The 26,804-nt window shown below is 38.4% G+C and carries 23 protein-coding genes; 8 read left to right on the top strand and 15 right to left on the bottom strand.

The genetic code is table 11. The annotated features are described in order from the left end of the window. Nucleotides 1-1,667, top strand: a 1,667-nt coding sequence (locus V7K98_RS26230; protein ID WP_335027279.1) for a C2 family cysteine protease, incomplete at its 5' end; no start/stop codon positions are given. A gap of 89 nt (nt 1,668-1,756) precedes the next feature. Next, complete coding sequence (locus V7K98_RS26225; RefSeq protein ID WP_335027277.1) at nt 1,757-2,272, top strand: hypothetical protein; 516 nt, start codon at nt 1,757-1,759, stop codon at nt 2,270-2,272. A 299-nt stretch (nt 2,273-2,571) separates the two neighbouring features. Here V7K98_RS26225 and V7K98_RS26220 read toward each other — a convergent pair whose 3' ends face one another. Beyond that, on the bottom strand, nt 2,572-3,165 hold the full coding sequence (locus V7K98_RS26220; protein ID WP_335027275.1) for a DUF2996 domain-containing protein: 594 nt from the start codon (nt 3,163-3,165) through the stop codon (nt 2,572-2,574). A 184-nt stretch (nt 3,166-3,349) separates the two neighbouring features. Next, nucleotides 3,350-4,456 (bottom strand): DMT family transporter, encoded by a 1,107-nt coding sequence (locus V7K98_RS26215; RefSeq protein ID WP_442940442.1) that lies wholly within the window; start codon nt 4,454-4,456, stop codon nt 3,350-3,352. Between the two features lie 205 nt (nt 4,457-4,661). Here V7K98_RS26215 and V7K98_RS26210 point away from each other — a divergent pair, with 205 nt between their 5' ends. Further along, nucleotides 4,662-5,024 carry a hypothetical protein gene (locus tag V7K98_RS26210; RefSeq protein ID WP_335027271.1) on the top strand — a complete coding sequence of 121 codons (363 nt, stop codon included), beginning with the start codon at nt 4,662-4,664 and terminating at the stop codon, nt 5,022-5,024. Nucleotides 5,025-5,133: 109 nt separating this feature from the next. Here the strand turns inward: V7K98_RS26210 and V7K98_RS28990 are convergent, their stop codons facing one another. From V7K98_RS28990 to V7K98_RS26165, 9 genes are all read right to left on the bottom strand, one after another. Next, nucleotides 5,134-5,232 carry a hypothetical protein gene (locus tag V7K98_RS28990; protein ID WP_442940444.1) on the bottom strand — a complete coding sequence of 33 codons (99 nt, stop codon included), beginning with the start codon at nt 5,230-5,232 and terminating at the stop codon, nt 5,134-5,136. A gap of 77 nt (nt 5,233-5,309) precedes the next feature. Further along, nucleotides 5,310-5,627 carry a hypothetical protein gene (locus tag V7K98_RS26200; protein WP_335027267.1) on the bottom strand — a complete coding sequence of 106 codons (318 nt, stop codon included), beginning with the start codon at nt 5,625-5,627 and terminating at the stop codon, nt 5,310-5,312. A 100-nt stretch (nt 5,628-5,727) separates the two neighbouring features. Then, on the bottom strand, nt 5,728-7,983 hold the full coding sequence (locus V7K98_RS26195) for a TIGR03986 family type III CRISPR-associated RAMP protein (protein WP_335027265.1): 2,256 nt from the start codon (nt 7,981-7,983) through the stop codon (nt 5,728-5,730). Between the two features lie 11 nt (nt 7,984-7,994). Next, a complete protein-coding gene (gene csx19 / locus V7K98_RS26190; protein ID WP_335027263.1) occupies nt 7,995-8,567 on the bottom strand; it encodes a type III-D CRISPR-associated protein Csx19 in 573 nt (190 codons plus the stop codon). Continuing rightward, a complete protein-coding gene (locus V7K98_RS26185; protein ID WP_335027261.1) occupies nt 8,564-9,994 on the bottom strand; it encodes an RAMP superfamily CRISPR-associated protein in 1,431 nt (476 codons plus the stop codon). The genes csx19 and V7K98_RS26185 overlap by 4 nt, the downstream gene beginning before the upstream one ends. After that, a complete protein-coding gene (locus V7K98_RS26180) occupies nt 9,994-11,631 on the bottom strand; it encodes an RAMP superfamily CRISPR-associated protein (RefSeq protein ID WP_335027257.1) in 1,638 nt (545 codons plus the stop codon). The genes V7K98_RS26185 and V7K98_RS26180 overlap by 1 nt, the downstream gene beginning before the upstream one ends. Next, nucleotides 11,628-12,305, bottom strand: a complete 678-nt coding sequence (locus V7K98_RS26175; RefSeq protein ID WP_335027255.1) for an RAMP superfamily CRISPR-associated protein — start codon at nt 12,303-12,305, stop codon at nt 11,628-11,630. The genes V7K98_RS26180 and V7K98_RS26175 overlap by 4 nt, the downstream gene beginning before the upstream one ends. Further along, a complete protein-coding gene (locus V7K98_RS26170; RefSeq protein ID WP_335027253.1) occupies nt 12,306-13,922 on the bottom strand; it encodes a Cas10/Cmr2 second palm domain-containing protein in 1,617 nt (538 codons plus the stop codon). After that, nucleotides 13,919-15,205 (bottom strand): Card1-like endonuclease domain-containing protein, encoded by a 1,287-nt coding sequence (locus V7K98_RS26165; protein WP_335027251.1) that lies wholly within the window; start codon nt 15,203-15,205, stop codon nt 13,919-13,921. Before V7K98_RS26165 ends, V7K98_RS26170 begins: the two co-directional genes overlap by 4 nt. A gap of 115 nt (nt 15,206-15,320) precedes the next feature. Between V7K98_RS26165 and V7K98_RS26160 the strand changes: the two genes are divergently transcribed. After that, on the top strand, nt 15,321-16,739 hold the full coding sequence (locus V7K98_RS26160) for a TIGR03985 family CRISPR-associated protein (protein WP_335027249.1): 1,419 nt from the start codon (nt 15,321-15,323) through the stop codon (nt 16,737-16,739). A 148-nt stretch (nt 16,740-16,887) separates the two neighbouring features. Here V7K98_RS26160 and V7K98_RS26155 read toward each other — a convergent pair whose 3' ends face one another. Continuing rightward, nucleotides 16,888-17,760 carry a D-alanyl-D-alanine carboxypeptidase family protein gene (locus tag V7K98_RS26155; RefSeq protein ID WP_335027247.1) on the bottom strand — a complete coding sequence of 291 codons (873 nt, stop codon included), beginning with the start codon at nt 17,758-17,760 and terminating at the stop codon, nt 16,888-16,890. Between the two features lie 477 nt (nt 17,761-18,237). Here V7K98_RS26155 and mnmG point away from each other — a divergent pair, with 477 nt between their 5' ends. From mnmG to V7K98_RS26140, 3 genes are read left to right on the top strand one after another with little or no spacing between them, the layout of a single operon-like run. Then, on the top strand, nt 18,238-20,160 hold the full coding sequence (gene mnmG / locus V7K98_RS26150; RefSeq protein ID WP_335027283.1) for a tRNA uridine-5-carboxymethylaminomethyl(34) synthesis enzyme MnmG: 1,923 nt from the start codon (nt 18,238-18,240) through the stop codon (nt 20,158-20,160). A 47-nt stretch (nt 20,161-20,207) separates the two neighbouring features. Then, nucleotides 20,208-20,330 (top strand): hypothetical protein, encoded by a 123-nt coding sequence (locus tag V7K98_RS26145; RefSeq protein ID WP_335027245.1) that lies wholly within the window; start codon nt 20,208-20,210, stop codon nt 20,328-20,330. Between the two features lie 60 nt (nt 20,331-20,390). After that, complete coding sequence (locus tag V7K98_RS26140) at nt 20,391-21,719, top strand: hypothetical protein (protein ID WP_335027243.1); 1,329 nt, start codon at nt 20,391-20,393, stop codon at nt 21,717-21,719. A gap of 27 nt (nt 21,720-21,746) precedes the next feature. Here V7K98_RS26140 and V7K98_RS26135 read toward each other — a convergent pair whose 3' ends face one another. Together V7K98_RS26135 and V7K98_RS26130 are read right to left on the bottom strand one after the other, a co-directional pair. Continuing rightward, nucleotides 21,747-23,312, bottom strand: coding sequence for a glucosaminidase domain-containing protein (locus V7K98_RS26135; protein ID WP_335027241.1), 1,566 nt, complete (start codon nt 23,310-23,312; stop codon nt 21,747-21,749). 222 nt (nt 23,313-23,534) lie between these two features. Beyond that, the gene (locus V7K98_RS26130; RefSeq protein ID WP_335027281.1) at nt 23,535-24,476 is read right to left on the bottom strand and encodes a DNA polymerase III subunit delta'; all 942 of its coding nucleotides are present in this window, start codon (nt 24,474-24,476) and stop codon (nt 23,535-23,537) included. Nucleotides 24,477-24,976: 500 nt separating this feature from the next. Between V7K98_RS26130 and V7K98_RS26125 the strand changes: the two genes are divergently transcribed. Next, entirely contained in the window at nt 24,977-25,594 is a 618-nt protein-coding gene (locus V7K98_RS26125; protein WP_335027239.1) for a DUF411 domain-containing protein, read from the top strand. Between the two features lie 121 nt (nt 25,595-25,715). Here the strand turns inward: V7K98_RS26125 and V7K98_RS26120 are convergent, their stop codons facing one another. Beyond that, nucleotides 25,716-26,660 (bottom strand): tetratricopeptide repeat protein, encoded by a 945-nt coding sequence (locus V7K98_RS26120; protein WP_335027237.1) that lies wholly within the window; start codon nt 26,658-26,660, stop codon nt 25,716-25,718. Between the last annotated feature and the right edge of the window lie 144 nt (nt 26,661-26,804).

Below are 26,804 nucleotides of genomic sequence, written 5' to 3'. Positions count from 1 at the left end.
AGTTTTATCTCTCCAAAGATGCCACTCTCAGCAATGATGATGTGTTTTTGAACTATGATTACGTAGACAACATTGGCGGTGGTGGTGTTAGTTCAGAATCAGTCACACTTACCATTGCTAATAGTACTGCGGCTGGTAATTATTATCTACTTTCTCAAGCCGATGGTTATGGCTACGTAGCTGAAAGCAATGAAATAAATAATGTTTTTGCTAGTGCGATTTCTCTAACGACACCTGCACCAGACTTAATAGTTCAAAATGTCTCTGCACCAAGTAACACAACAGTTGGTAGTAGCATTCAACTTAACTATCAAGTCAAGAACCAAGGTAATGCTAGTGCAGGTTATAGCTACAGCAAGTTTTATCTCTCCAAAGATGCCACTCTCAGCAATGATGATGTGTTTTTGAACTATGATTACGTAGACAACATTGGCGGTGGTGGTGTTAGTTCAAAATCAGTCACACTTAACATTGCTAGTAGTACTGCGGCTGGTAATTATTATCTTCTTTCTCAAGCAGATGGTTATGCTTACGTCGCTGAAAGCAATGAAATCAATAATGTTTTTGCTAGTGCTATTACAGTACAAGGAACTAATAATGACTGGTATAGTCAAAATTTGAAAGACGGAGGATTGATTAATTTAACTCGCTCTCTGGCAGCAGACGGAAATTTAAGTAGAAAAGATATGATTTCTCTGTTCCGTGATGCTGAAGATAATAGTGCTATTGATGCTACTGAATTAGTTGATCTTCGGACTATTGTTAGTAATGCCAGCCGCTTTACCATGCTAGATTATGTTCGTGTTCTCTCAGGTAATGTAGTGAATGGGAATACGGCGAACCAATATTGGACGGGAGGTAGCACAAGTAAAACAACACTTGGAAACCTTTTTGCTGGTAGTAGTACTGCACAAATGGAAAAATTGATTGGTAAGTGGTTCTTAGGAAGCGATCGCCCCACAGCATCCAACAGTGCCAATTATCAAGCAATCAGTGGCTCTTTATTCCAAAATGGTATCAGTGCAGATGATATTAAGCAAGGTGATTTGGGAGATTGTTATTATATGGCTACCTTGTCTTCCATAGCTCAGGAAAAGCCTAACTACATCCAAAATATGTTTATTGACAATGGTGATAATACTTTCACCGTTCGTTTCTTTAATAATGCTGTGGCAAACTACGTCACAGTTGATCAATATTTACCCACCAATGCTTACGGACAGCTAATTTACGCTAGTAAAGGTAGTTCTTACAATAATTCTAGTAATGAATTGTGGGTAGGACTAGCAGAAAAAGCCTATGCTCAATTAGGTGAGTCAGGTTGGAGTCGTCCTGATAATACCACCAATGCTTACAGTTCTATTGAGGGAGGCTGGATGGATTATGTAACCAGTCAAGTAACTGGCTTGAATGCAACTATGCAACAAGTTAGTAGTATGAGCAAAACTCAGCTAATTGATTTAGTAAATTCCAACAAAGTATTAACTGCTGGGTTTGTTAATGGTGCAAATTACGGCGTAGTTAATAATCATGCCTATACCGTTAGTAGTTACAATGCAACAAATGGAACATTTAAACTCAGAAATCCTTGGGGATCTCAAGACGCGAGCTTAACATGGGAACAATTGCTCAATCTAAAAACATATTTTGCCTGGTCAAATGCTTAACTCTGATTAAGGAATGATATTTCTTCTAATTTTCGGTAAAGATGAAGCAATTAATCTTTACCGAATTTTAACATCCACCATTTTTTAGTATGATTAAAGCATCTTTAATGACTTGTATTGCTTTACTGGTTATACCGGGGTCAACTAATATTTGTGTTATTGCTTCTACCCATGCTCAAAGTCAAACTCATTCTGTATCTTATAGAAAAACTATGAAAAATAACAATAATTTGATTAAAAAAGTAACTCTGATTGCTAGACAAGAAAATTTACCACCTTTGGGTATTGCTCACGATCCACAACGCAATATTGGTCTTGCTTCTGTCTTTATCCTCTTAGAGAATCCTCAAACTAAGAGTGTCACTGTAAAAATTTCTAAAGTTGAAATCCGCAATTTCTTAGATGGCAAATTACAAAATTTTCAGTCTCAGTACAAAGAAATTGAGTTAAAACCTTTAGAAAATTCGGAGATTCTTGTGAAATTGACTAACAAAAGCGGATATACAGGACACGATCGATTCAAAGCAGTAGTTACTTATGATATAGAAAATCAAAGTAATACTATAGAATCAGAAGCTGTCGCAGCTAATTTTTCAAATAATTGATTGAGTTAAAAGCAGTTAATGGATTTTAGATTTTGGATTTATCCTGCCCACAAGGGGACAGGACTTGAGGATTTAGATTTGCTCTCTTTGCAGTGTTAGTGAGTAATCGAGTGTTTTTTAGATTAGACATCTCCAGAAATTAAATATGTCTTATCCAGAATTCTTGTAAAGACGCAGCACTGCAACGTCTCTACAATCATTTTTGGAGATGTCTAGCGGACATGATATTACTTATCATTTCCACACACTCTAAAATGTCTTTGGTCATTAGTCCTTTGTCAAAAACTAATGCTCAACGACTAATTGATACCTAGCCACTTTTGACCATCTAAGCGTTGAACTAAGCCAAATACTAACAAATCGAGTGTGATTTTGCGTTCATCGATTAAGAATGACTCAAGAGTGCTAGGTTTTTTGCCTTCATTACAAGAAAATCCCTTTTTACCTTGAATATCTTCGTCGGGGAAATACAGGTTGAACTGACGCAGACCTGTTTCTTTCCAACTGCCGATAATTTGCCAGCATTCCTCAGCAGATTCAAAGCCAGTAATTGGCAATTTCTGCTTGGCAAAAGACACCTGTAAATCTTGCACGCCTTGTTGAGCGATCGCTTTTTGTAAAGCTGGCAAGTAGTCTTGCTCGATGAACTCTACAAATGGCTTATCTTCAACAGATGGGGCTTTTTCCTTTTTGGCGGCTTTAGCTGCGGCTGGTTTTTCTTCTGTTGCGGCGGTGGCGGGTTTTTCTTGCTTGGGTGGTTTAGCAGCTTTGGAATCTGTGGCTTCGGTGGAATCTGTACTAGGAGCGTTTTCTTTAGCCACAGTGGGAGCTTGCTTGTTAACAGTGCTGGGAGCTACTTCTCCCGCTTGATTGTGATTGGTTGGGTCTGCCATTGCTCAGGTCAATCCTTTAATCTAGCTTTTGGAGCGATCGCTCACCTTGAGGTATCGGGTATTTTTATTTTGACATACTAGGGGAGCAGGGCAGTAATAACGTACAGTTAAAAATAACGTAAAGGCTTAAAGTATAAGCTTTCTTCCCTTCTGTCCATCCAAATCTAAAATTCCTCCGCCTTCTTTAAATCCCCTTGAATCCCATGCCCGTTTCTACCTGTTGCTGTGCTGGAGTAGAACTCACCTTACCAGACCCAACTCCATTAGAAGCCTTACGCCAAATTCCAAGCTGGCTCAAGAATAAGCCTACTAAAATTAAGCTACCGCCAATATATTGAGGTAGGGTAGGGGCTTCACCCAAAATTAAGTAGGCTGCAAAAATGCCCGCAATTGGGCTAAATGAGCTAACTAAGGAAACCATAGATATCGTAGACGTTTTCAACCCTTTAATCCAAAAAGACTGGCCCACTACCACAATCAACCCTCCATAGAGAAACATCCATTGCCACAAGAATGGTGAGAGGACATCAGCAAAATGATCCTTGCCATAGAGGAGTAAAGCAATGAAGAAAAAGATTACGGTTCCTAGTGCAGTCCGAAAAATGCTATAGATTCCCAAAGGGATCTGCGAAAGGTATTTTTTACCAATAATCGTAGAAGCAGTTACAGCTACAGATCCTACTGCTGCTAAAATTTCCCCGATGCCTAAACCGAAACCTCCCATATTCATCATGGTTTCTGTCGGAGGCTGAAGGATGATAGTTAGGATAACACCGATAAATGCTGCGATCGCGCCGATAAATTCCCAAATATTTACTCGTTCCTTCAATAACCAGACTGATAAAGCCAGAGTTAGAGGCGGTTCCAAACGTCCTACCAAGATGACATTATTTACCCCTGTGAGTGCAAGTGCCTGGAAAACTAAGCCAGGAGCCAATGCTCCCGATAAAATAGCGACTGCTGTGAGACTAACCCAATCCTTCCTTGAGAGTTGCTTCAAAGTAGCTTTGTTCCACTGTTTTCCATAGATGAGGATCAGAAGTATCAAGGCGCAAAGGTTTCCCACAAATAAAACATTACACAAAGAAATCGGATTGCGTTCCCCGATAAAATGTTCAGCACCAATTTCTGTTAGCTTCCGGGTAACTGCGCCAGATGCAGCAAAAATTAGCATTGCTAGCCAGAGATATGTTTGTCCTGAAACTCTATGGATTAAGCGATGTGGTCTTTTGGGTCTAGTCACAATAACACCACTGCAATGAAAGCATTGCTCATTATAAGTTGCCATCATTCTGAATTGAATGAGGTTTTGTTGAGAAAATACTTAAATTATGCTGTGACTTTGAGCCACCATCATTGCCTGAGAAAGTGCTGAGAATCAACTAAGTTTTCTTAAAGAATAAATTCATGAAAATAGTGGCTTAGTTTCAATAAGCTCTCACTCCTACCTGAGATGCTTTAGATGTTCAGGATAAAACAAAAAAGAGAAGTCACAAATGAAACTCGCACCCTTACTTACAACTTTTGCTTTGGTTGGTTTTTTCACAGTTTGGGACGTACCATTAAAAGCGATCAATCCTTCCTTAGTGCAGGCATCAGCAGCCGAAGAGATGTCTGTAGCCCAAAAAATAGATTTGCTTACTAAGAGTAAGGGGCAAATTGGTAGTGGCGATCAACTACGTCGTTTCTTTTTTGGTGACTTGGAGCCAATCGGTATCCAGGTAGGTGGTGCAGGTCACGTAGTTAACCTTTATAACAAAGCCAATGATGTTACATTTGCTTACTGTTCTCACTACGATGTGATTGTAGCGATTAAGAAAGGTAAGGTGACAAAATTTGAACCCAGTGAAGTGAAGTAATTTATTGAGGCGACGAAAAGGAACTGAGTGTTACCTTAATCTTTCTATAAACGACTACCTTTTAAAACAGTCTTCTTCAAATCGTGTGGACAAGGGGTATGAGTTGTTTTTACCCTTGTCCACTTGTCGATGTTGAGAGTTTTAGTGAAGAGAAGGGTGCGATCGCTGTTTCTGTTTTTCCTGAGCCTGTAGGTATGCCCAGAAGGATGTCTTGGTGGTTGAGGAGTTTAGCGATCGCTTCTCGTTGAAAGTTGCGCGGGGAAAATGTTTAGGGTTTGAAAGTATTCATAAATCATCAAATTCCGCAAGTTTAAAAAATTCCGTCCTTAAACATACTATTTTTTTAAAAAATTGGTTTTCTCTCCCTGGTGACTTATCCCGTAGATTTTCAAAAATATCATCATCAATACTTTCTAAGTCCACTCTTTGTCTAAATTCTTGTAAAGCAGACCAAAAATCATTAACTTTTTGATTATCAGATATAGAAATTGTTTTTTGACCTGATAATTTATATTTGAGAAATTGAATAAAATCTAAAACTTCTTGTTGTTTATCTGTGGGTAATTCTCGGAAGTTTTCTAAAACTGTTTGTTCAATAGTCATAGTGTTACCTCCGCTCAATGAGACGCAATTATATTCTAAATTAGAATCGGTTAAGTTACAGGTATATAGTGATCGCAATTTTATTGCTTGACTATCTCTATTAGAATTTTGGTTTTTTTGGTCTAGCGAAAACATTAAAATTACCTCCTTCAGAGTCATCCTTTGGTTTTTGCAGTTGTTGATTTTGCTTATCCTTTTTTATTGGCTTAGGTCTATCACTGCCTTTAAGTTTAGGTTTTGTAGTGTTAATAAGATTAGCAGAATTTAATGGTAAAGGAGGAGGATTATTCATTCTACGGTTATCAACCCATCCCATTCCTTGAAGTGGAGTTGGTAGTATAGGACGTTCTTGATATTCATTTACAGTCTTATCTTTAGGTTTAGGTTTACCAATATTGAACTTATTAACATCTCGCTCAATTTCCATGTATCGAGTTTCTTTATCAATGTTAAGAGGTTTATCCCAAGTCAACATAGCTAATAGCATTTCGATCCGAGGTAAATGTGAAATGCTATCTATTTCACCTCGATTCTTTCCCTGTGGATAGTCTTCTATACTAATATTATCAAGAATATGTTTTTGAAATGGCTCTACAAAAGCCGTATTATAATATTCGTTCACAACCTGAGTTTCCTCAATTGCCCATCTATTCTTTTCAAATAGCTTGCTGTATCGAGAGGTGCGATCGCTCAAATATAACTGCGGCTCAATTTTAATAGCACCCATACCTAAAGGTTTACCCATACCAAGTTTAAGACGATATTGCTTATCTTGTATTTGTGCAATGTCTAGTATCCACAATAATGCTCCTAATTCAATATCACTTAAGTTTTCAAAGTAAATTTTAAATTCAAAATTAACACCTTGATTAATTGGTTTAATTTGAGTAGTTTGACTATCCTGAATATCCCGATTGGGATTTTGAATATTTGGGTTTCTTCCTTTATGCCAGTAAAGTTTATGTCCACGAATAACTGTTTCTGATTCTGGTTGATTAGCATAGTGTTTAATTTTTGACTTATCAGCTTGAGGATTATCTTTTTCTGGTTGAACTAAATAGTGCTGAAAAGTAGTTGGTTTTGGTTCACTAAGAATTTGAGGAATGACTGTATCATTAAAATTACCTTTATACCAGATACCTCTTTCATTAGATTTATATTGAGCATCAGTTATAAATACTCGACTACCCCGTTGACGCATATCTTTAGGTAAATTTTTATCTTCATCTTTTTCATCTTTTTTAACCCAACCGAAAATTGCATCAGCTAAATCAAGCTGTAAAGAATTTCTTAAAGCTGTTGGAATAAAATCAACAACAGTAGTAGCCTGTCCATCACCTTCAAGAGAGTAAGGAATACGGAAGTTAGGACTTTGACCAAAAAAGCCTACTTTATTTCCGTTTTGAGGGGGGTAATAGAATACAACTGAGCAATTTTCATTTAACATTCCCCATCTTTTATCAAAAGGTGGTTTTTTCTGAAAATCTGTGAGCGCATTACAATAATGATCGATAACTTTATTATCTAATCTTAATCTAAAAGCAGTAGAATTTTCTTCAAAGACAATACAATGATTCCGGCGTGGTGAAGACTCATTACCTTGCTTCATATTTCCACTTGTAACTAAAATTCCTTTGTTTTGATAAATATTTGGTAAATCAATATTCCAAGCGAATAAACGTTTAGCTCTATCATTTATTTCTACATCTACCATTTCATAGCTTACAGAAACATATTGAGGATGATATTCATCATCGTTAAACCTTTTTAAATGGTTAAAGTTAATGTCGTTTTCTCTAACCCAAGCAAATGTTTTATCTCTAATGACTTTTGCTGGTTTAATATACCATCCTTCACTGTCTTGTTTTAGATATCCAGCCTCAATATTTTTCGGTAAAACATATTGTTTGTATGCTTCTCCTAAAGAATCTTGTTTAGGATTTGCTGCTACTGCACGGAAAAATAAACGTTTATTATCCGATACTTGTTCAATTTTACTAAAGCTAACAATCTCAACTAAATTCCGTATCATTCCCCGCAAACTACTACCAGGAATAACAGGTTTTGTAGATTTTTCTAAATGATTAGTGTAAAAAAAATCTGGCAAATCTTTTGTTTCTGCACCACATTCAAATTCTTCTCTTGTTAATCCACAGCGAATATAAAGTGGTGATTCAGTGGTTAAACTACATTCAATTCTACCAGTGTAGCGTTTTTCACTTTGTAAATAATAACGGTTTTCTTTCGGTAGAGATTCTGGTGATACTTCAACAACTTTTTCGGGTAATTCTACAAAATTATAGGGTGCGATCGCTTTCCGGTCGTCTTTAATTTTAGCAATATGTCTTGGATTCATTTTTAACCTCCTTAAAAGTAAACTTTAACTAGACGGCTCAGGTAAATACGCGCTACACCTGAATCATCGTCATCAATATAGTGATGAACAGTTAAACGCAAAGGACGTTCGTTATCCTTGAAGGTAATTCCAGTCAGAGGAACAGCGTGTTTTAAACCTTGTTGACCATCTGCAAGCAAGGTAAATTCTCCTAATTCTGACTCTGATTTGGTTCCCCAAAGAATTTGATTTTCAGTAATATATTCCTCTAGTTTCATATTGTCATCTTTAATCAGACGAGCTTTAAAATATCCATCTGTTTTCCAGATCATGACTTCTGATTTTTGACCAAAAACTCGGCATTGTTGTAAAGTCTCTTTTCTCAAAAATGGGAAATTACATTGTGGAAATTTACATTTAGGAAATAATTCGATAGGTTCATTTGGTGTAATTAAATTACCATCTTGGAATTTACCCCAAATTACACCATCTTCTGCGTGAGCTAAAACATAATTTAATTGATTTTCTTTTGCTTGTGATTCTAACCATTCTTTTAAATCAAAATTATCTGGTATTTCCAAAGTTTGACATAATGGTTTATTCATTCAATTACCTCTTCATATAATGCAGCAACGAATTTTTCTAAAGACTCAGTATTATTTAAAACTAAAGATTCATTTGGTGCGGACTGTAAAATAGTGCTGATTTTATCTTCCTGTTCTCTTCGTAAAGTAATAGTTGCGTGTTTTCCTTGTAATCTGCCTCTACCAATACTGCTTGTTCCTCCTACTGGTAAGTCACCTGTCCACAAATCTTTTAGTAACAACAGAAGTAAGCCAATTTCATTATCTTTTGGGTTACGCAACTCAATTTCTAAATCAAACTCTGTTTTATCGCTAGCAAATACAGGCTGTTCGTTAAATAACGCACCATGTAAAGCGCCACCGGTAAAACGGTCAATTGCTATACGATTTTGCACCAAATCTGTAGTTTCTTTGAGAACGCTTTCATTAACAATTAGGCGACTAGCTTTTGCTTGTTGATTTTTGTCTTTACCTAAATATGACCCAAAAATATCTTCAACAATGAGAAGATTTTTGTTAATTGTATTGATAATCCGCTCTGCTCGATGGCGTAACACTCCTGCTAAAGACGTACCAGATATAACGGGTTTGAGTTCGCCATCGCGTCTAGATTTGAGGTGTACTACATCAGGTGATTTATCAGCAGAAGCTTGACCAGAACGAATTAATAGTGGACTAACGAGGGTGAATGTGGCTTGGATGGTTAGGCGATCGCGTTTATCTCCTCCATGCACAGATACACCGAGAGCATTTTCTATTGAGTCATAGGGTTGATCATTAGCTAATAAACCTGTAGACCAATGCTCAAAGGTTAACCATGCTATACGCTCATCATATTTCTGCAAATCAAATTGCTGTACTTGCCAATTGTTAACCTTACAGCGACCAAAGCCACGATGCTTTTTCATCCCAAGACTAATTTCGCCATTTTCTAAACCTTGAAGTGCGATCGCTAATTCTCTAACTAATTGCTCCTTATTATTTTCTGCATCAATCAACAATTCAAAATAAAGGTCAAACTTTATTCCTGCTTCTAAAAACTCTAGGTCATATTTTGCCCCAGGTTCGGCTGTTCTAGTAACGCTATTAATTTTGACACCATCTCGTAGTTCTGCTTTGATATTTTCTCTACTGAGTGCATCATTTACTATTAAAGGACTTTGCTCACCCTCTTCATCACTACGCAAACCGCCAAATAATAAAGATTCTTCTGTAGCACCATAACCATTTTTATACTCTCGTAAATAGTTCCGTAACGCTCCGGCAATAGATGAACCCATCAATAAAGCTTTATCTTCTTTACTATCTCGCAACAAAACTAAATCAGTAGCACCATCAGCATCACCACTTCCCAAACAAGTTGGAGTATCTAAAACTAAAGTGCCTTTTACTATAATGCGTTCGATAATATGGCGCTGATTGCGATTTATGAGGCGATCGCTACTCATTATATTTTCTCCTTCATTGCCTTTTTAGTAACCGCCATAATTAGACGGAGAGTGTATTTTTCAGCGAGCCTATTTTGTATGGCAAATTCATCTGTAATACTTCGCTTTTTTTCAGCAACCTTGACTGTTAAATCCTGTGGATTGCTAATCCAAGACCAAGACATAGGATCGCGCAGCCATTCATTAAGCTTTTGCTTCAGAGAATCTTTGCCTACACCTATTTTTGCTCTTTCAAATTGACCTCTAGCATTAGCTGGTAAATTATCTAAAAGTGACAGTACTAAATCACAATCACCTGTTGTTAATGCCTGTCTCGCTACTAATAGCAAGCGCGATAGTTGACTATTAGTGATTTCGCCTTGTATTCCAGGATATCCCATCTGCTTTTGCAAAGCTTGTTCTAGTTTTTGATGCAGAAGTCTTTCAGCCATTTCTGCTGCTAGACTACATGATGCTTCATGTCTTAATGTCGGCTGAATGGTATTTATAGTTGTGTCAGGTTGCTTTGCAGGAAAATCTACTTTTTCTAACCAATTCACCACAACTCTGCCAAAACCTTCTACTCTTCGTTCTCCAATACCTTGAGTTTCCAGTTGTTGAATCTGCTCTAAATTTAAGGAAATATTCTCAAAAACAAATACACTTCCTGCTTCTAGTGCTGGAACTTGAGGTAAAGGAAGACCCCATTTACGATTAAATCCACCGACTAAAGTATTAGTAGTAAAACTTATTTTTGGTTGTGGTTCTACACCTAAAAACTTTTTTAGTTCTTCTATTAATGGTACTGGTACTTTATGTTGTGCTGATGGAGGAATTACGGCATATTGTCCCCACTCATCACGTAAAATCATGTCACTTAACAGCGTAATTGTAAAACTGTCTGTATCAATGCGGTCTTCAATTGGAATACTTACTTCATCCCAAGTATCATGACAATTTACATCAGAAATTTTTGTATGTCCATAACCAGCACTTTGGGAACCACCTAACCACAAATCTTCTGATTTATGGAGTAATTTTTTCAGAAAATCGGCATCTGCTTCTTCACAGAGGATGACAGCTTGAAACGCTTGTCCAGCATCAATTGCTTCGTAGCGGAAGATTTCTCCTTCACCCTTGAGTTGTTTTGTTTGAGAGTCGCGTTTGATTGGGGTAGAACGTCCTTGTTTGCGATCGCGTTGATTGTGAATGTTGATCCGTCGTTTTTCCTTGTAGAATCTTACACAGCCACCCTCTTCTGTCCAAAAACCTTCACCCACAAACTTAGGAGTCTCTACTTCATCTGTTCTATTCACACTGAAATCGTAAACCCTTATTTCAGGTGATTCATCTCTTAATTCTGCATCCTTATCTTTAAACCAAGAACGGGGTACAGGTAGTGTCCGTCTCTTTTCTTTACTTAACAGATATGCATTAAGGTAGCGGGTGCTTTTAGCATCAAAAAATAGGTGTTTGACTGCATCATTGCTCAAATCAAGCTCTGATAATTGATGCTGCTTCATGTAGCGACCAATTATTGCACCCCGAATCATACTACCGGGAATAAAACTATAAGATACATCACTATTTGGGTCGCCTTGAAACGAAGTAGCAAGGAGTGGCTGTTGAGTATGCAATGAAAAAGTAATTATCTTCACGTAACTGCCTCCCGAACTTTACTAAACAGGCTTACATAATCTTGTGTAATTTCTTGTCCCACATTATTATGTAAATTATGTAGCGTACATCGCACATATCCTCTACCTCGGTTGCGTCCACTTCCTACACGTCGAAGTGCTAATACTCCCACTGCTAAAATTGACAGCATTTCATCACTAGGTTGAGTTTCAAACAGCAAATCAGCTTTGAATTCAAGTTGGCGTATAACTACTCTGAAAGAACGTAAACTTCCTTCATCTGCCGTACCAGTTTGAGAATCAATCGCAGTTTGGCGACGGATAGTAGTTAGAGATTCTAAAACTTCTTCCTTTGTCAATGTTTCATCTTTAATTTGCCAAGCAACAGCTTCGCGTAAATCATCTGGCAAGGAAGCATCCCCTACGTGCATTGCTGCTATTGTTCCCAGACTACTGCCAGGTGTACCGAAAAGATCACAAGCAATATTTTTCCAATATGCGAGATTATCATCTTGCAAAACTGCAATTAAATTGTCACATTCTTCCCTTAATAAACCCTTAAGAGTGCGTCCGCGCAAGTAAGGAAATCCATAGGAATCATGCTCAACTTCCTGATCAATTAAACCAGCTACACCATCGCCTCTGCCGAAAGTCGTATCACTTAGTAATTTAATTTTAAGTTGATAGATAATCATCTAATCCCCTAGTCCAATGTAAAACTCCATAGCTTCAATAGCATCAAAATAACCACATTTACTGTTTAACCAACCACCTCTAGCTAATTGTTCACTTTGACCGCTAGACTCTGGGAATAATGGTAACTGTGGCAATTTATAAACACGTAAAAAGTCTTGAGTAGCCTCAATAGATCCTTTGCGTAAAACTTCTCGCAGAGCCATGACTTTGTTGTGGCGTTCTTTCCAGTCTTTTCCTTCTTTAAACTCTTTCATAACTTGAGTAAAACCTTCCCAAGTACGCCACTCCCTGTTATTGTTTTGCAACCGTAGAGGACGCATCACTAAATCCCCAGGTTTATTATTAATCTCAACTTGATATTCGCGTTTGCGGATTTCGGAAATTGAACCAAGCAAACCACTAGCTGCTAAATGCCAATCAATAGCAGAAAATCCATTTGGTTCAAATTCTTTATTTTCTTTAACATATTTCTTAGCTTCTTTACATAATTCTTCACTGATTTGATAACCTCGTGCGAAAGGATAGTGGGTTTTAACAACACATACACCAGCACAAGCTGTTAAATCTTTCCCATCAGCTACAGGCTGTTTTTCAAATGCTCTAAGAAATAAAGCCGCTAATTCTATCCCTAATCTTCCTTCACAAACAAAGGTAATATCATCACCGCCATAAACTAAAGGACGAAAAGGAAGATAATATTTAGCATTTAAATTAAATTCTCCAAGTTTACCTACAACCTTTCCTTGTTGAATTGACTTGATAATTGCCTGTGCAACTTCTTTCAGCGCGTTTATACCAGCTTGCTCAACACTTGTAGAAAACTTTCGCATGGCATTAATGTAATCTCGATTTTTTCTTCCCTCTCCATATTTCTTAAATCTGTCTCCCATACCATTACCATCAGCATGAACAATAGCAGCATAGCTAGATTCGCCCTCAGAACGACCTAAATGGTCAGTTCGATAGGGAAATTGATAAATCTTTTGGTCAACTACTTCAGCAAAAAAGTTTTGCAGCTTTTGATTAGCTTTGCGAACTGCTTGTAATTTTTGCTTGGTTTCCGTAGAAATCAAATAACTATCTGTTTCTTCTTCATCGCCATAATTTACATAATCATTGCTTGTATCTACAGCAGGAAGCTGAGTTGAGTTACAACTAGCAGTTACACCCAATCCCAATAGTGGAACAGAAGGAATTCGCTCATATTTTTGTCGTTCTATGTCATTTTTTTTCAAACTTTCAACTATTGAATATAAATTTTGGCTCTCCCAATCAAAATCGGCATGAGCAACTAAAAGGTTAACCCCTTGCGCTTCTTCTAAAACTCGCCTACTCAATATTTGAGTAAATCTAACAGCAATTTCGCGTGATTTAAACAATACAAGTGCATTCCCTCCAGCCGCGTATATTAGTTCTCCGTTTAATTCACTAGTTTCTATTGCTTTATCTTGGCATTTTATTGGAAAATTTAATTTTACTAATGTTTCTTCAACCCATTCTTTTGTAGATTGAGATAAGAGAAAGGAGGCTCCAATATTTTCGCGTAGACGGTTGCTGCTGAAGATATAATTCTGTTTACCTGTCGTATCAACTACAGTTATAGTAAATTGTGTCATTTTGCCTCCCGGTCATTTTGGGCAATCCAATTTGCAATTTCTTCAGATAAGTTTGTTAGATGTTCGCGTCCAAATACAGCAATTTTTTTATCATTAGTCGATGCCAAAATTTCAGCCTTCAGGGTATCTGGTTCGTTAAAGCAACAGATCAAAGCCACTCTAGCTTCATCTCCTCCCATTTGTCTTGCTCTAAGGTATGCTTCAAAAAGCTTGCTCTTGCATAACTTTCTGTCACTACTTGTTGTACAAGAAATAGCAAAAATTTGATGCCCACGCGTAAACGCTATGTCAAACTGAAACTGAGTTCCTTGTAAAGGAATTTCAAAATCCATTCCGTAATCTCTGATTAACTGTTTTTCAGCAATATTTTTAACTTGCTCTAACACATAATGCTCTAGCCATACACCATCTATCCACTTGCAAAAATTTTTTATATCTTTGAAAGACCCGGTTTTTTGTAATTGCTGTAGCGAAAGTTTATCATCATTTGTAACAAAGTTTTCTTGACTAAAAGCTGCAATAATTTCTTGCGGTAATTTCTCTACAGGTGTTAATACTTTCATCAAAGATGGATTACTTTTCCAATCTCCTTTACCGTTTGATTTTTGCTGATAAGCTTGCTCTCGAAAAACGTTATAGAACCAATCAAACCACTGCTTTGATTTTGTCTCTTCCTTGAAGACATTGGCAAGTTCTGTTGCCAATTTTGATAATTGTACTTGTTGTGTAGGTTTTTTCTTCAACTCCAACCCATGTAGCTGGAATATTTTTACAAGTTCAATTGATAAGGTATCTGGTTTTATTTTTAAGCGGATGCGATCGCTATCTTCTTTATCAATGCACATCTCTAATCTGCGGGGGTCGAGATAGCTAAAAATAATATCTGCACGCTGCCTGTATGTTTTATCTTTAGTCTCTTCATAAAATAATGTTCGGTAGGCGTGCGCGGACATCGCTTTTGTACCGCCTGTATAATTTAGCCCTATTTTTCCGCTTTTAATGGTTTCTAACTTTGTTCTAATTTCTTTTTGGATGTAATAAGCATCAGACTCATAATCATTTAGCGATCGCAATTCTACAGCTTTCAAACCATTTATCTCGTCGTTTAAAAGAATTTCTTGCAGCCGCTTTGCCTGTCTTTCTGTATCTGTTGTGTGTATTAAGTATAGACTTTTACCTTTGTTGACTAGGAGATTCGCTGCAACATAATTCGGTAACAGATTCTCACCAATAAGTAAAAACAGATGGTCTACTTTGTATTTGTCGAACTCAGATGTACTCATGTGGTAGATGTATATAACTTTCTATATCGGCATACCCAGTATTGCACAGCATCGGAAGTACCCCTTTCCAATACCTGCTAACTTAGTAAGAACACTTGAGACACTCTAACTGATCGTGAATGCAGTCGCCACTAACTACCCACACCCTAAACTTTTACAACAGCTAGCCAATGGCTCTCTCAACCAAAGTCATAATTTGACTCGCGCTATACGGCTATGGGCATTGTTACGTTGGCTCTATAGTGACGAAGCATACACTACTGTAGAAAACAGTTTTACTTATAATGATTGGCGACAAGCTTTTTTTACTAAGACTCACAAGGATGAAAAGCAAGTAGACATCCTTAACCATCAAGATGCCAACTGCGCTTGTATCAAAACAACGAAACAATGGTTATTAAGATGGGAAGTACCCATAGATGAATGGCAGAATTCACTACAAAAGCAAATACCAATATCAAATTCCGAGCTAGATAAGCTTTTGGAAGAACCGTTATTTGCTCAAGTTCGCAAATCCCTTCAAAGTGACTTAGATTTATTAGTCAATCGAAACTGCTTGCAACGACTAAATAACTTCAGTGGAAGAAGCAAATATTATTGTCGAGTAGACAAATTACCCAATTTCAGTAAATCAGAAGATACTTTTAGTAAATTAACACTTAAAAAACAAGCATATTTAGCTGGAGCATTGGGGATATTTAGTTTTCTCGATCCCACATATCCTTTGTTAGCTGAAGAGTTTTCAGAAGAAGTAGATGAAGATAATCATCGGATTTTTTTATATGTTGATTATGTCGTACCAGAATCAAGTGATATTCAAGATAGAGTTGATGAAATTCAAAGTGAATTACAAGAAATCTGGAATACTGGACACGTTCAACCTCTACTACTGACATATCATAGCGCTCATCAAAATCAAATTAAAGAGTGTGTTGTTTATCCAGTTTGTATTTATTTCATGGAACGCGCTAAATATCTATGTACGTATGGCACTACTCCAAAAGGTGATATTAACTGGTACAAATATCGTTTAGACAGGATTGTTTCTAAACACTTAGAAATTTTAGAGTGGCAAGATCCTCGTGTTCCTCAGTTATTGAGAGAGAAACATCAAGATAATAAGCTACCAACTCCTAAAACTGTCAATTCTCAGTTAAAAGAAGCGTGGGGATGCGACTTTTATAAAGAAAAAGCATTAATGGTATTGCGGTTTGAGCAAGATTTTCATCAAGCCTATATTGAGGGAATTAGCATTCATGATACTTTTACTCAAATTAGCTACGATCAAACAGTCAAATTAACTCAACAATATACACTTAACCTTGAACCTAGAAAGGCTATTGTAGATATTCTCCAATCTCGTCCTAGCACTGATGCTTACTACAAAGTAGATTACCGAGTAACAGACTACTATGTTGTCAGATGGTTACGGGCGTTAGGGTCAAAAGTAGAAGTTTTATTACCTTGGGTATTAAGAGAAGAAATGGCTTTAGAAATCCAAAATACTTGGAATTTATATAAAACGCGATTATAAGATTCATTGTCATCAAAACTGTACCTCACTCGAAAATCTCTATGATACAGCAGATTGCAACTTGGTGAGGTACAGATCATCGTAGGGGCACAACATGTTGTGCCCTACCCGTGTACTTCATTTACCTACAATACGCTGTATCTAACAATTAAAGTGGCGTAATCCAATAAGTAATGCCCTGAACAACTTGTTTCGTAAAACCAAATAGAGGTAAATTATCTTCAGTTAAACCCACATAAGTCCAATGTGGAACATCATTTTCTACAGTTTGAAACCAACCATTTTGATTCAGAGCTTTTCTTTGTTCTTTACTACCTACACGTAAATCAATTGCTAATCCCCATAGGTGTTGTGAAGTTCCTGGAGGTGCAACTAAACCGAGAATTTTTGTTTCTTTACCCTGTTGAACTTTTGCCAAAGTTTGATTGTTAGCATATTTTTGCCAAAATCTTAAATTTGTGTTAAAAGTGCGAGTACAATCACCAGAACCATAACCAGATTTTAGCGGTATATGTTGTTTAACTCGCGCTTTATTTAGAGCATCAGCCGCCGATTTTTGTAAATAACAATCATTAGTGCCATCAACATGAAGCATCGTTAAAGTAGATTGAAATTCTTGAGTCTCCTGTTCATTAATAAGGATATTTTTTGGCGGTAGTTTAATTCCAACATCTTGATTTACAAAAACTGCCCCATAAGTTCGTAGCAAAGTATATTCATAAGTCCCAGCTTGGGGAATTGTGGCTAATTTCTGGCTAACCGCAGATAAAAAACGCTGTTTTTCATTTAATTTTGGGTTGGGAATAAATGGTTTTGATGTTATCTCTTTAGAGGTATCTATGCAAGGTGATGAACCAGTTGTAGAGCATACATTTAATGGTTGAGCAGTTCTAGCAAATTGGTGGTGGGTAATCTCATTACTAGCTACTAAGACAAAAATCATCCCGATAACTATAATAATGAAGCTTGCTTTTCTAATAAATCTAGTAATGTCTCTTTGCTTCTTGATGGTGAGTTTCATTTTTAAATAATTCTTTAGTTGATTAAAAAATTTAAGTAATGCCTTTATTGATATCTGTGCTGTTGATGAATAATAATGATAATTGATTTATTTTTTTTTAATAAGGATAGTCCTAATAGTGTCCATGAAATTTTCTTTTTATTTACTTAATGATGTTAGCGGCTTCGTGGTTAGATGTTTTTCATAAATTATGATAGCTGTATTTTTATATATCGGTTCCGAAAATATCTAATATATGTCATTAAAAAAAGTTTTAATGACTAACAATCTGAACAATAGCTGCGATCCACAACCCGGAAACTTGTCACAAATGTTAAAAGAATTATATTTTAATTTAATACTCAAGTAAAAAAATAGAGCATTGTTTATATTTGAGTACTAGTAAATTTGATAACTTTTTTATTAGAAAGTTACATCCATGAAATCACTGGAACAGTTAAAATTGAAAAGAACTCTAAGCTTGCCGATCCTGTAAGTATGACCATGCACAATTCAGTTGAATTTCAAGACGCTTTTGATGTCATTGTCGTCGGTGCAGGTCACTCCGGTTGCGAAGCGGCTTTGGCCTCTGCACGCCTCGGTTGTCGAACCCTGTTATTGACGCTCAACTTGGATAAAATCGCTTGGCAACCCTGTAATCCAGCAGTGGGTGGCCCGGCCAAATCTCAATTGACTCATGAGGTAGACGCACTCGGCGGAGAAATTGGTAAGGTAGCAGACCGCACTTATTTGCAAAAACGTATCCTCAACTCTTCACGGGGGCCTGCTGTTTGGGCATTACGCGCCCAAACGGATAAGCGCGAATATGCAGCAGTGATGAAGAATATTGTCGAGAATCAAGAAAACTTGACAATCCGCGAAAGTATGGTAATAGATTTGGTGCTGGGTGCTAATGATGAAGTCATCGGCGTTGAAACTTATTTTGGTGTAGGGTTCCAATGTAAAGCTGTCATTTTGACAACTGGCACTTTCTTAGGGGGCAAAATTTGGGTTGGCAACAAATCAATGCCAGCAGGACGCGCTGGAGAATTTGCGGCGGAAGGATTGACACAAACCTTAAATCGCCTGGGATTTGAAACGGGAAGGCTTAAAACTGGAACTCCAGCGAGGGTAGATAAGCGATCGCTAGATTATAGTAAAATGCTAATCCAGCCAGGGGATGAAGATGTGCGCTGGTTCAGTTTTGACCCGGATGCATGGGTAGAACGAGAACAAATGCCTTGCTACATCACCCGCACTACCGCCGAAACTCATCGTCTAATTCAAGATAATTTGCACCTGTCGCCAGTTTATGGCGGTTGGGTGGAAGCGAAAGGGCCGCGTTATTGTCCCAGTATTGAAGATAAAATTGTGCGCTTTGCCGATAAGGAAAGCCACCAAATTTTTATTGAACCAGAAGGGCGAGATATACCCGAACTTTATATCCAAGGTTTTTCTACAGGGTTGCCAGAAAATTTGCAACTGTTTATGTTGCGGACTCTCCCCGGTTTAGAAAAATGTGTGATGCTGCGTCCAGCTTATGCTGTGGAATATGATTATTTACCTGCAACTCAGTGTTACCCCACATTGATGACCAAGAAAGTTGCGGGACTATTTTGTGCTGGGCAAATTAACGGTACTACAGGTTATGAAGAAGCGGCAGCCCAAGGGCTTGTGGCAGGAATTAACGCGGCTCGATTTGTTAGTTCTCAAGAAATGATTGTGTTTGCCCGCGAGCAAAGTTACGTTGGCACGCTACTTGATGACCTGTGTACAAAGGATTTACGGGAACCTTACCGGATGCTCACTAGTCGGTCTGAGTACCGCTTATTACTGCGTTCTGATAATGCCGACCAACGTTTGACAGCCTTGGGACGAGAAATTGGTTTAATTGACGATCGCAGATGGGATCTATTTACCCAAAAACAAGCGAATATTACCACAGAAAAGCAAAGATTGCAAGCTACACGAGTCAAAGAACATGATGAAATAGGAATAGCGATCGCATCTGATACCCAACAATTAATTAAAGGTTCGATTACCCTCAACGACTTACTGCGCCGTCCGGGATTTCATTACGTTGACCTCGACAGGTTCGGACTAGGAAACCCCAACCTCAACCGCGCCGAGAAAGAAGGCGCAGAAATTGACATCAAATATTCTGGCTATCTCGCTAGGCAACAAAATCAGATTGACCAAATTGCCCGCCAAGCGCACCGCCAGTTACCTGCGGATTTGGATTATGCAAAAATTGAGACTCTTTCCAAGGAGGCGCGGGAAAAGCTGAATTACGTAAAACCACTCACTCTTGGTCAAGCTGCACGTATTGGTGGTGTAAACCCAGCCGATGTTAACGCTTTATTATTATATTTAGAATTGCGTAGAGCCAAGAGCCAGCAAGAGTTTTCAGCGTTAGCTTAACACAAACTTGATAAAGACTGAGTATAGTAGTAAGCAGGGAGATTGGTATGATAGATGACATAAATATTAGTACTGCTATCATCAACAATCCCCAGATTAAAGTTGACTTTAATACCAACGCTCAACCAACTCGTCTCAAGAAGACGGCGGATTGGATATCTCATCTGTAATCCTAATTAAGAGGCAGTAGGCGCGGCGTTTCCTCGTCCTAGCAATAACCCAGAACGTCTATGTTACAAGAAGTCAGCACCCGTCTCATAGTACCGGAACCATCAGAAGACTTAATCGCCAACGAGCCTTGGTCGATAGATAACTATGCTGATGGTCTAATGGATGAACTCTTTGCCGATATCGACTACATTCTGGATGTTAGTGGTAATCTGCCTTCTCAAACCATTAGGCAGGGTAGGCAGAACAAATCGAGCCAGTCTTTTGCTGGAGTTTCTTCCCAAGCTTCAGAAAACGTGTTGTATACAGTTACGATACCGCAGACTATATTATCAAACGGACAGTCAGTTACTCAAGATAACCACAAGCACTTGAGTACCGTTGTCTTTAATAATGGCACCATTAAACCAGTTAGTAGAAAGCGTCATAAAAGTAGTCGGGCTTTGGGCAGATTGCTGATTGTGGGAACAACTTTAGGTGTGGCGATCGCTGGTATCATCTACTTGGTGCAGTCTGGAGTCGTATATCTTTTAAATCCCAACTTGACCCAGCAAGCTTTTCTAGCACCGCAATCACAATCACAGTTGCCTGTAAAGACAGAAATTGAGGCAGATTTGGTTGACTATATGCTGGGTTCGCTAGCAGTTATAGACAAACAAGAATTAAAAAGCAATCAAAAATCTTTCAGTTCAAGATTCTCCAGTCAGACAAGTACTAATCAAATAGCCCTTGGTAACGGGCAAACAACTAGTAACTTACCATCACTTCCACTTCTCGCTAACAATACACCAGCAGCCCCTAACCGTTCTGGAAGCGTTGTTGAGCGAATCTATGTTCCCGTTTATCAAGCGCCGTCGCCAATGCATAATGCGCTGCCGTCAATTCCTGGTAGTCCTATGCTAATGCCGCAAGTTGCCAGTGCGTTGCAGGGATATCAACCTAATATTGTGAAAAGCGCTCTGAATAAAGTGCAACAAGCTGCCAAGCCTGTAAGCGTCAGCATGTTGGCTGCGGCTGTCCAAGCAGAACTCAAACCTGTCGCTGGACGAACTGCACCGATTACCGTGCGCCAAACACCTAAGCCTCTGCCTGCATTGCCAGTGGTTCCATTACGGGCTGCACTTGCGCCAGAGTCAGAACCAACTATTACCCAAGAACAAGTATATCCAGCAGCTGCGATCGCAGTTGCTCCGAGTAATACCTTAGAAGGATTGCTAGAATTAGGTAACAAATCTGCCGCTTTGTTTAAAATTGATGGCGTGACTCGCCGTATCAATATGGGTGAAAGCATTGGCTCAAGTGGTTGGACGCTGGTAGAAGTTAGTAATGGCGAAGCAGTCATCCGGCGTAACGGCGAAGTCCGATCCATTTACGCCGGACAAAAGTTGTAAAATTCAAAGCATCTAACTCACCAAGAATTAACTCCTGACTGGTGGGTTAATTTCAAAGTGAATATGATTATCGTGACCATTTAGAGAAACACAAAGTCCCTCTCGAATTAGTAGTTGATCGTTGAAAAAGATTGCTCGTACCAGCTTTTGATTAGTAATAGACTTGATAATGGCTCGTGCAGAATCTCGATCGTATTCAGAACTCGACCAAACAATACCACCAAAACTTCCATTTTTTTGGGGTAAGTAAATATCGCACATCATGCCAGTTTCATGTCCATGATGATCGGGAGTATCGCCTCCATGAGGAAGACTAACATCGTTAATTGCCAATGGAGCAGCTAAAGGGTGAGTGTTACGATAACTGTTTTGATAATCTTGGGCAATTTTCTTAATGATATCAGCTAACCAGTGTGTTCCAAAATCGTGGTTATCTTCGGTATCTTCTAATTCACCGTTAACTAACCCATTCTTAGGATCGCTTATTGGCATCAACTCCCACCGTGGTGCATTAGCTGCTTGCAACCATCGATGAGTTATGCCACCAACATCAACTCGACCATCACCATTAAGAGTACTGCGACCAGCTATAATTGACTGAAATAGTGCGATCGCGTCAAATAGTCCCCTGTCTCTGTCTGCACTGTTAGGATCGCCCACCCATCTGTAACCTAGCTCATACAATCGCGCTTTAATAGCCTTAACATCATCAGCTTTATTAACTCCGCCAATTCCCACACTACCAGCGAGTTTAATTACCTTCGCTCCTGGTAAACTAGATGCTGTAGGTTGTTGAGTGTTCTCATCGTCTTTGCGATCAAAAGGAACAATAACTTTAATCTGGATCTCTAGAGTTTGATTGTCAACAGCAATGATTATGTGGCGATCGCCTGCTTGTTTAAAGATGAAATCAAATTGCCATCTGCCATCTTGACTAATTGTTACACTTGCGGCTAGAGATTGCTCATCGCTCATAATCGACAAAACTTTGCCACTGTCGGTTAAAGGTGCTACGCCTTCAACCCTAAAGTTTTGTCCTAATTCAACTTCTTTTGGAACACGAATTAACTGAAGTTGTTCCACCGAAGTGGGAATGGTAACTCCACCTGCGTTAGTGAGTAACTTTTGTGCCTCTGGAAGTAAGTCTACAACTTTACTGACATATTTAGGATCGGATGAATAGCCTTTAGTCTTGAGAAAGCCAAGGAAGTTTTCTGGTGTATTGGTATACTCTTCTAAGCCTTTATAGGGAGTGCGAGTTAAAAATTTCCAATAACCAACAATAAAAGCGTCTATATCTGTAAACTTACAGAATTCAACTTCTTGTGGTTCAGAGGGAACCTTGATTTTTAACGGTTCGGCATACCCTTTCATATCAGGAACTCGCCATTTTAATCCAGCAAAATTGTTAGCATTGACAGCAAGATCGCTTTTACCTCTGCTAGACTCTAGTAACCATTGAGCGAGGGTAACTTCTTTTAAAATTTGCCGATTGATATCAGTAATTTTTGCATTTTCAATACCAACTTTTGTAAAGACTGCTGCTAAGTTTTTACGAGAATAACTATTTACTAAATCATCTAATAATGACATATTTTTTTCCTATTAAAAACTCTTTGTATAACTCTCGCGGTGTCCAGATCCCCGACTTCTTTGAGAAGTCGGGGATCTAATTTTTCACCGTTCTACCTCATGAACATTGAAAGCAGCACAAACTTCAGGGAAAAGCACAGCCAGAATAGCCCCTAAAAAAATAACTGGAATTGTCTGCGATAAGTTGATCATAAGTCAGGATTAGAATCTTCAAAGATAATTCTATTTCTGACATATAGATAAAAGCAGACATTCCCAAACTAGCCTGGGTTGAGCGTAAGCAAGTAAGTATTTGCGAGATTGTTCTAGATGGTTAACAATACTAGGTTGATGCCAAAGCTGCCAGTAAAATTGCTGAAGATAATCAACTAACCACAGTTGGGCTTCTGTATCTAAATCCTTATCAATTTTTTTGGCTAACTCTAAGGCTTTGCGGTAGGAAGTAGGGGCTTTTTTCAAATCTTCGAGTAATTCTGGGGGAATAGCTTGTAATTGCTCGTAAGATGCGATCGCACTTCCTGCACTGCCAGCTGCTATATTCAATACTGCGTGATTTTGTAAAATTTCTTGATGATTTGTTTGTGTGAGAACAACAGCCAAAGACTCTGCATTTAAACGATAAAAAGGAATGCGTTGACAGCGTGACACCAAGGTTGGTAAAACCGACTCAGGTGTAGGTGCAATTAAAATTAACGTCGCCTGTCCCGGTTCTTCTAAAGTTTTAAGTAAAGCATTGGCTGCGGCTTCTGCCATTGTTTGAGCTTCTTCTAGCACTACCACATTTCTTGGTGCTTCTAAGGGTGGCCGACTCAAAAACTCGGTAATTTCCCGAATTTGCTCTAGCCGAATTACAGGTGGTGCTTTACGCTTAAGTCCTTTTTCAGCCGCTTCTACTGCTGTTAATCGTTGTCCTTGGTATTGGTACGTCGGTTGCACCCACAATAAAGCTGGATGGTTCCCCTGACGCAAACGGTTTTGTAAAGCCGCAGTCACTCCCATCTCATTAGAAAATAGCAATTCTACAAAGCACTTGGCTGCTAAACTTCTTCCTACACCATCTGGCCCCACAAATAGATATGCTGGAGCAACTCGCTTTTGTCTGACAGCCTGAGTGAGTAATTCTATTGCTTGCTGTTGTCCTAGAAGTGTTGCAAATGGGTTAATAGTTCAGTACCTTCGCCAATACAAGAATATGAAAACAGAGGGCTGATGTAGTAGATTTGTCTTCTAAAACAACAATTTAGGGATTTCTAAGGAATAAATTATCCCAAAAAACGAACCGCAGAGACAAGGCAGCGCAGTCTTGGGGGTTTCCCCCATGAGCGACTGCCGCGCAGAGAACACAGAGAGAGGAGAGATTAAGAGGATTTTTATGTCAGTTTTGGAATATTTTTTTATTTGGAAGTCTCTCAGCACTGACAAAATGCCAATACTTAACATACTAGCACTCTTGCAATGACTTCTACCGCATAAGGTTTGCAGCTTTTTTAAATGCAGAGGGATGCTATGCCATTGTTAGGCGATGTAATGCTATTGTCTGGTGACGTAATGCCATTGTTTGACAAGGCGTACTCTTTTCGCAGAGGGGCGCAAAGTATGCAGAGTTTTTTTGAAGAGAATTTGTTACAACAAAATTAGGCAATGTTGTACTTAGGAAGTTTGAAATGTCATACAAACAATTTATTTATCGCTGGCAAAAATTCTTACCTCCCATCTTGGTACGTACTGCTTTGCGTGCAGTGGTAATAATTTTTTTAACAGTAGGGACGTTAGGCATCTTAGGAAGTACTGCTGATATAAGTAATGCTCAAGCTATTTTTCCTGCTTCTGTTGCAGCTAATGCTCAACTGATAAGTACTACTAAACGTATCCAAGATAAACAGACACTATCAAAAGCAACAGCGCTAAATGCCACTGTATATCATAGCCCCGATTGTAACTGTTGTGGCGGGTGGATTGACCACTTAAAGACACAAGGTTTTCAAATTACAGACTTTTCTACGCCTGATATTGAAACGGTTAAACAAAAATACAACGTGCCAGAGAACTTGTCATCTTGCCATACCGCAATTGTTAATGGATATGTCATCGAAGGACACGTGCCAGCAAATGACATCAAACGCTTGCTGCAAGAAAAACTAAATATTGCTGGTTTATCTGTCCCTCAAATGCCTGTAGGCACTCCTGGGATGGAGATAGGAAATCAAAAAGACCCGTTTACTGTGTTTGCCTTTGATGACAACAACTCAGTTGCGGTTTTTAATAAATACCCATCCTCTTGATATAATCTCACCGATTCAGAGGATATTTTAAAAGTGGATTTTAATCTATATTTAGGATTTAAAATAGTAAAAAGCTTTTAAAATATCCTCGTATTGGCTGAATCAGTGGTAGAAAATGTTATTAGTGAGAATCAGTTTTGATTAACTGCGACAAATGACTGAACCATCTCCCAAACCAGACGCGAGATTCTATGGTTGAAACATTTTGAGAAAGAAGCTCAATCGCATGGTTACAATCTTGCAAACTTGCATCAATTCCCATTGTGTGATAGATGCCACGAGCATTGCAAAAGGCATCCATTGCTTCTGATTGTCGATTGATTTTTTCTAATACCAAACCTAAATTAAACCAGGTGTTTGCTTCGGCGTTTTGGTCATCAAGATTTCTTCTAATATCTAATGAATACTGATGAAACTCAACTGCTCTTTGGTACTCTCCTAATGCCTTATAAGTACTGCCCAAAGCACTTAGGGCCATGCCTTGTCCATTGCGATCGCAGTTCAATTTTGTCAGTTCTAACCATTGATGGTAAAACTCAATTGCCAGTTGATACTGCCCCAATGATTCATAAGTATTACCCAAACTTCCTAGACAAATGCCTTCTCCAGTGCGATCGCCTGTGTTCCTACTAATAGTCAACCACTGGTGATAAAACTCAATGGCTTGCTCGTACTTACCTAGGTATTCATAAGTATTGCCCAAACTTCCTAGACAAATGCCTTCCCCTGTGCGATCGCCTATTTTCCTAGTGATACTCAACCACTGGTGATAAAATTCAATCGCTCGCTGGTATTTACCCAGTGATTGATAAGCGTTGCCCAATCCAGACAAAGACTTGGCTTGGGCGAAGCCATCGCCTATTTCTTTCGCTATATCCAACCACTGCTGATAAAACTCAATTGCCAGGTGGTACTCCCCAATGGAGTGATAAGCATTGCCCAAACTTGCTAAACAAATGACTTCACTATTGCGATCGCCTATTTCTCTGGCTTGGTGCAAGGACTGCTTTTCAAACTCAATGGACTCGATGTTATTTAGGCTCCCCGTTCTAATTACTTCTGCCATTCTCTATAGAAAACGAAATTTTTACTTGATAAGTTTTTGATTATACGATTTTCCGTGCCTTCAGCATACAATGACAAAACTTATAGGTACAAGTTCTGTGAATATCTAACTTTGTTTTATACAGCGATCGCTGTATATAAAAGG

The sequence above is a fragment of the Nostoc sp. genome (genome assembly GCF_036917435.1).
GTDB lineage: Bacteria > Cyanobacteriota > Cyanobacteriia > Cyanobacteriales > Nostocaceae > Nostoc.
This window is presented reverse-complemented; position numbering and strand designations above follow the sequence as displayed.

What these genes read in the sequence shown, in the direction of transcription:
- V7K98_RS26145 (WP_335027245.1), top strand. Translation starts at nt 20,208, where the DNA reads ATGATAGATGACATAAATATTAGTACTGCTATCATCAACAATCCCCAG.
- V7K98_RS26120 (WP_335027237.1), bottom strand. Translation starts at nt 26,660, where the DNA reads ATGGCAGAAGTAATTAGAACGGGGAGCCTAAATAACATCGAGTCCATT.
- V7K98_RS26220 (WP_335027275.1), bottom strand. Translation starts at nt 3,165, where the DNA reads ATGGCAGACCCAACCAATCACAATCAAGCGGGAGAAGTAGCTCCCAGC.
- V7K98_RS26125 (WP_335027239.1), top strand. Translation starts at nt 24,977, where the DNA reads ATGTCATACAAACAATTTATTTATCGCTGGCAAAAATTCTTACCTCCC.
- V7K98_RS26165 (WP_335027251.1), bottom strand. Translation starts at nt 15,205, where the DNA reads ATGAGTACATCTGAGTTCGACAAATACAAAGTAGACCATCTGTTTTTA.
- V7K98_RS26170 (WP_335027253.1), bottom strand. Translation starts at nt 13,922, where the DNA reads ATGACACAATTTACTATAACTGTAGTTGATACGACAGGTAAACAGAAT.
- V7K98_RS26140 (WP_335027243.1), top strand. Translation starts at nt 20,391, where the DNA reads ATGTTACAAGAAGTCAGCACCCGTCTCATAGTACCGGAACCATCAGAA.
- V7K98_RS26210 (WP_335027271.1), top strand. Translation starts at nt 4,662, where the DNA reads ATGAAACTCGCACCCTTACTTACAACTTTTGCTTTGGTTGGTTTTTTC.
- V7K98_RS26155 (WP_335027247.1), bottom strand. Translation starts at nt 17,760, where the DNA reads ATGAAACTCACCATCAAGAAGCAAAGAGACATTACTAGATTTATTAGA.
- V7K98_RS26185 (WP_335027261.1), bottom strand. Translation starts at nt 9,994, where the DNA reads ATGAGTAGCGATCGCCTCATAAATCGCAATCAGCGCCATATTATCGAA.
- csx19 (WP_335027263.1), bottom strand. Translation starts at nt 8,567, where the DNA reads ATGAATAAACCATTATGTCAAACTTTGGAAATACCAGATAATTTTGAT.
- V7K98_RS26195 (WP_335027265.1), bottom strand. Translation starts at nt 7,983, where the DNA reads ATGAATCCAAGACATATTGCTAAAATTAAAGACGACCGGAAAGCGATC.
- mnmG (WP_335027283.1), top strand. Translation starts at nt 18,238, where the DNA reads ATGACCATGCACAATTCAGTTGAATTTCAAGACGCTTTTGATGTCATT.
- V7K98_RS26200 (WP_335027267.1), bottom strand. Translation starts at nt 5,627, where the DNA reads ATGACTATTGAACAAACAGTTTTAGAAAACTTCCGAGAATTACCCACA.
- V7K98_RS26135 (WP_335027241.1), bottom strand. Translation starts at nt 23,312, where the DNA reads ATGTCATTATTAGATGATTTAGTAAATAGTTATTCTCGTAAAAACTTA.
- V7K98_RS26215 (WP_442940442.1), bottom strand. Translation starts at nt 4,456, where the DNA reads ATGATGGCAACTTATAATGAGCAATGCTTTCATTGCAGTGGTGTTATT.
- V7K98_RS26225 (WP_335027277.1), top strand. Translation starts at nt 1,757, where the DNA reads ATGATTAAAGCATCTTTAATGACTTGTATTGCTTTACTGGTTATACCG.
- V7K98_RS26175 (WP_335027255.1), bottom strand. Translation starts at nt 12,305, where the DNA reads ATGATTATCTATCAACTTAAAATTAAATTACTAAGTGATACGACTTTC.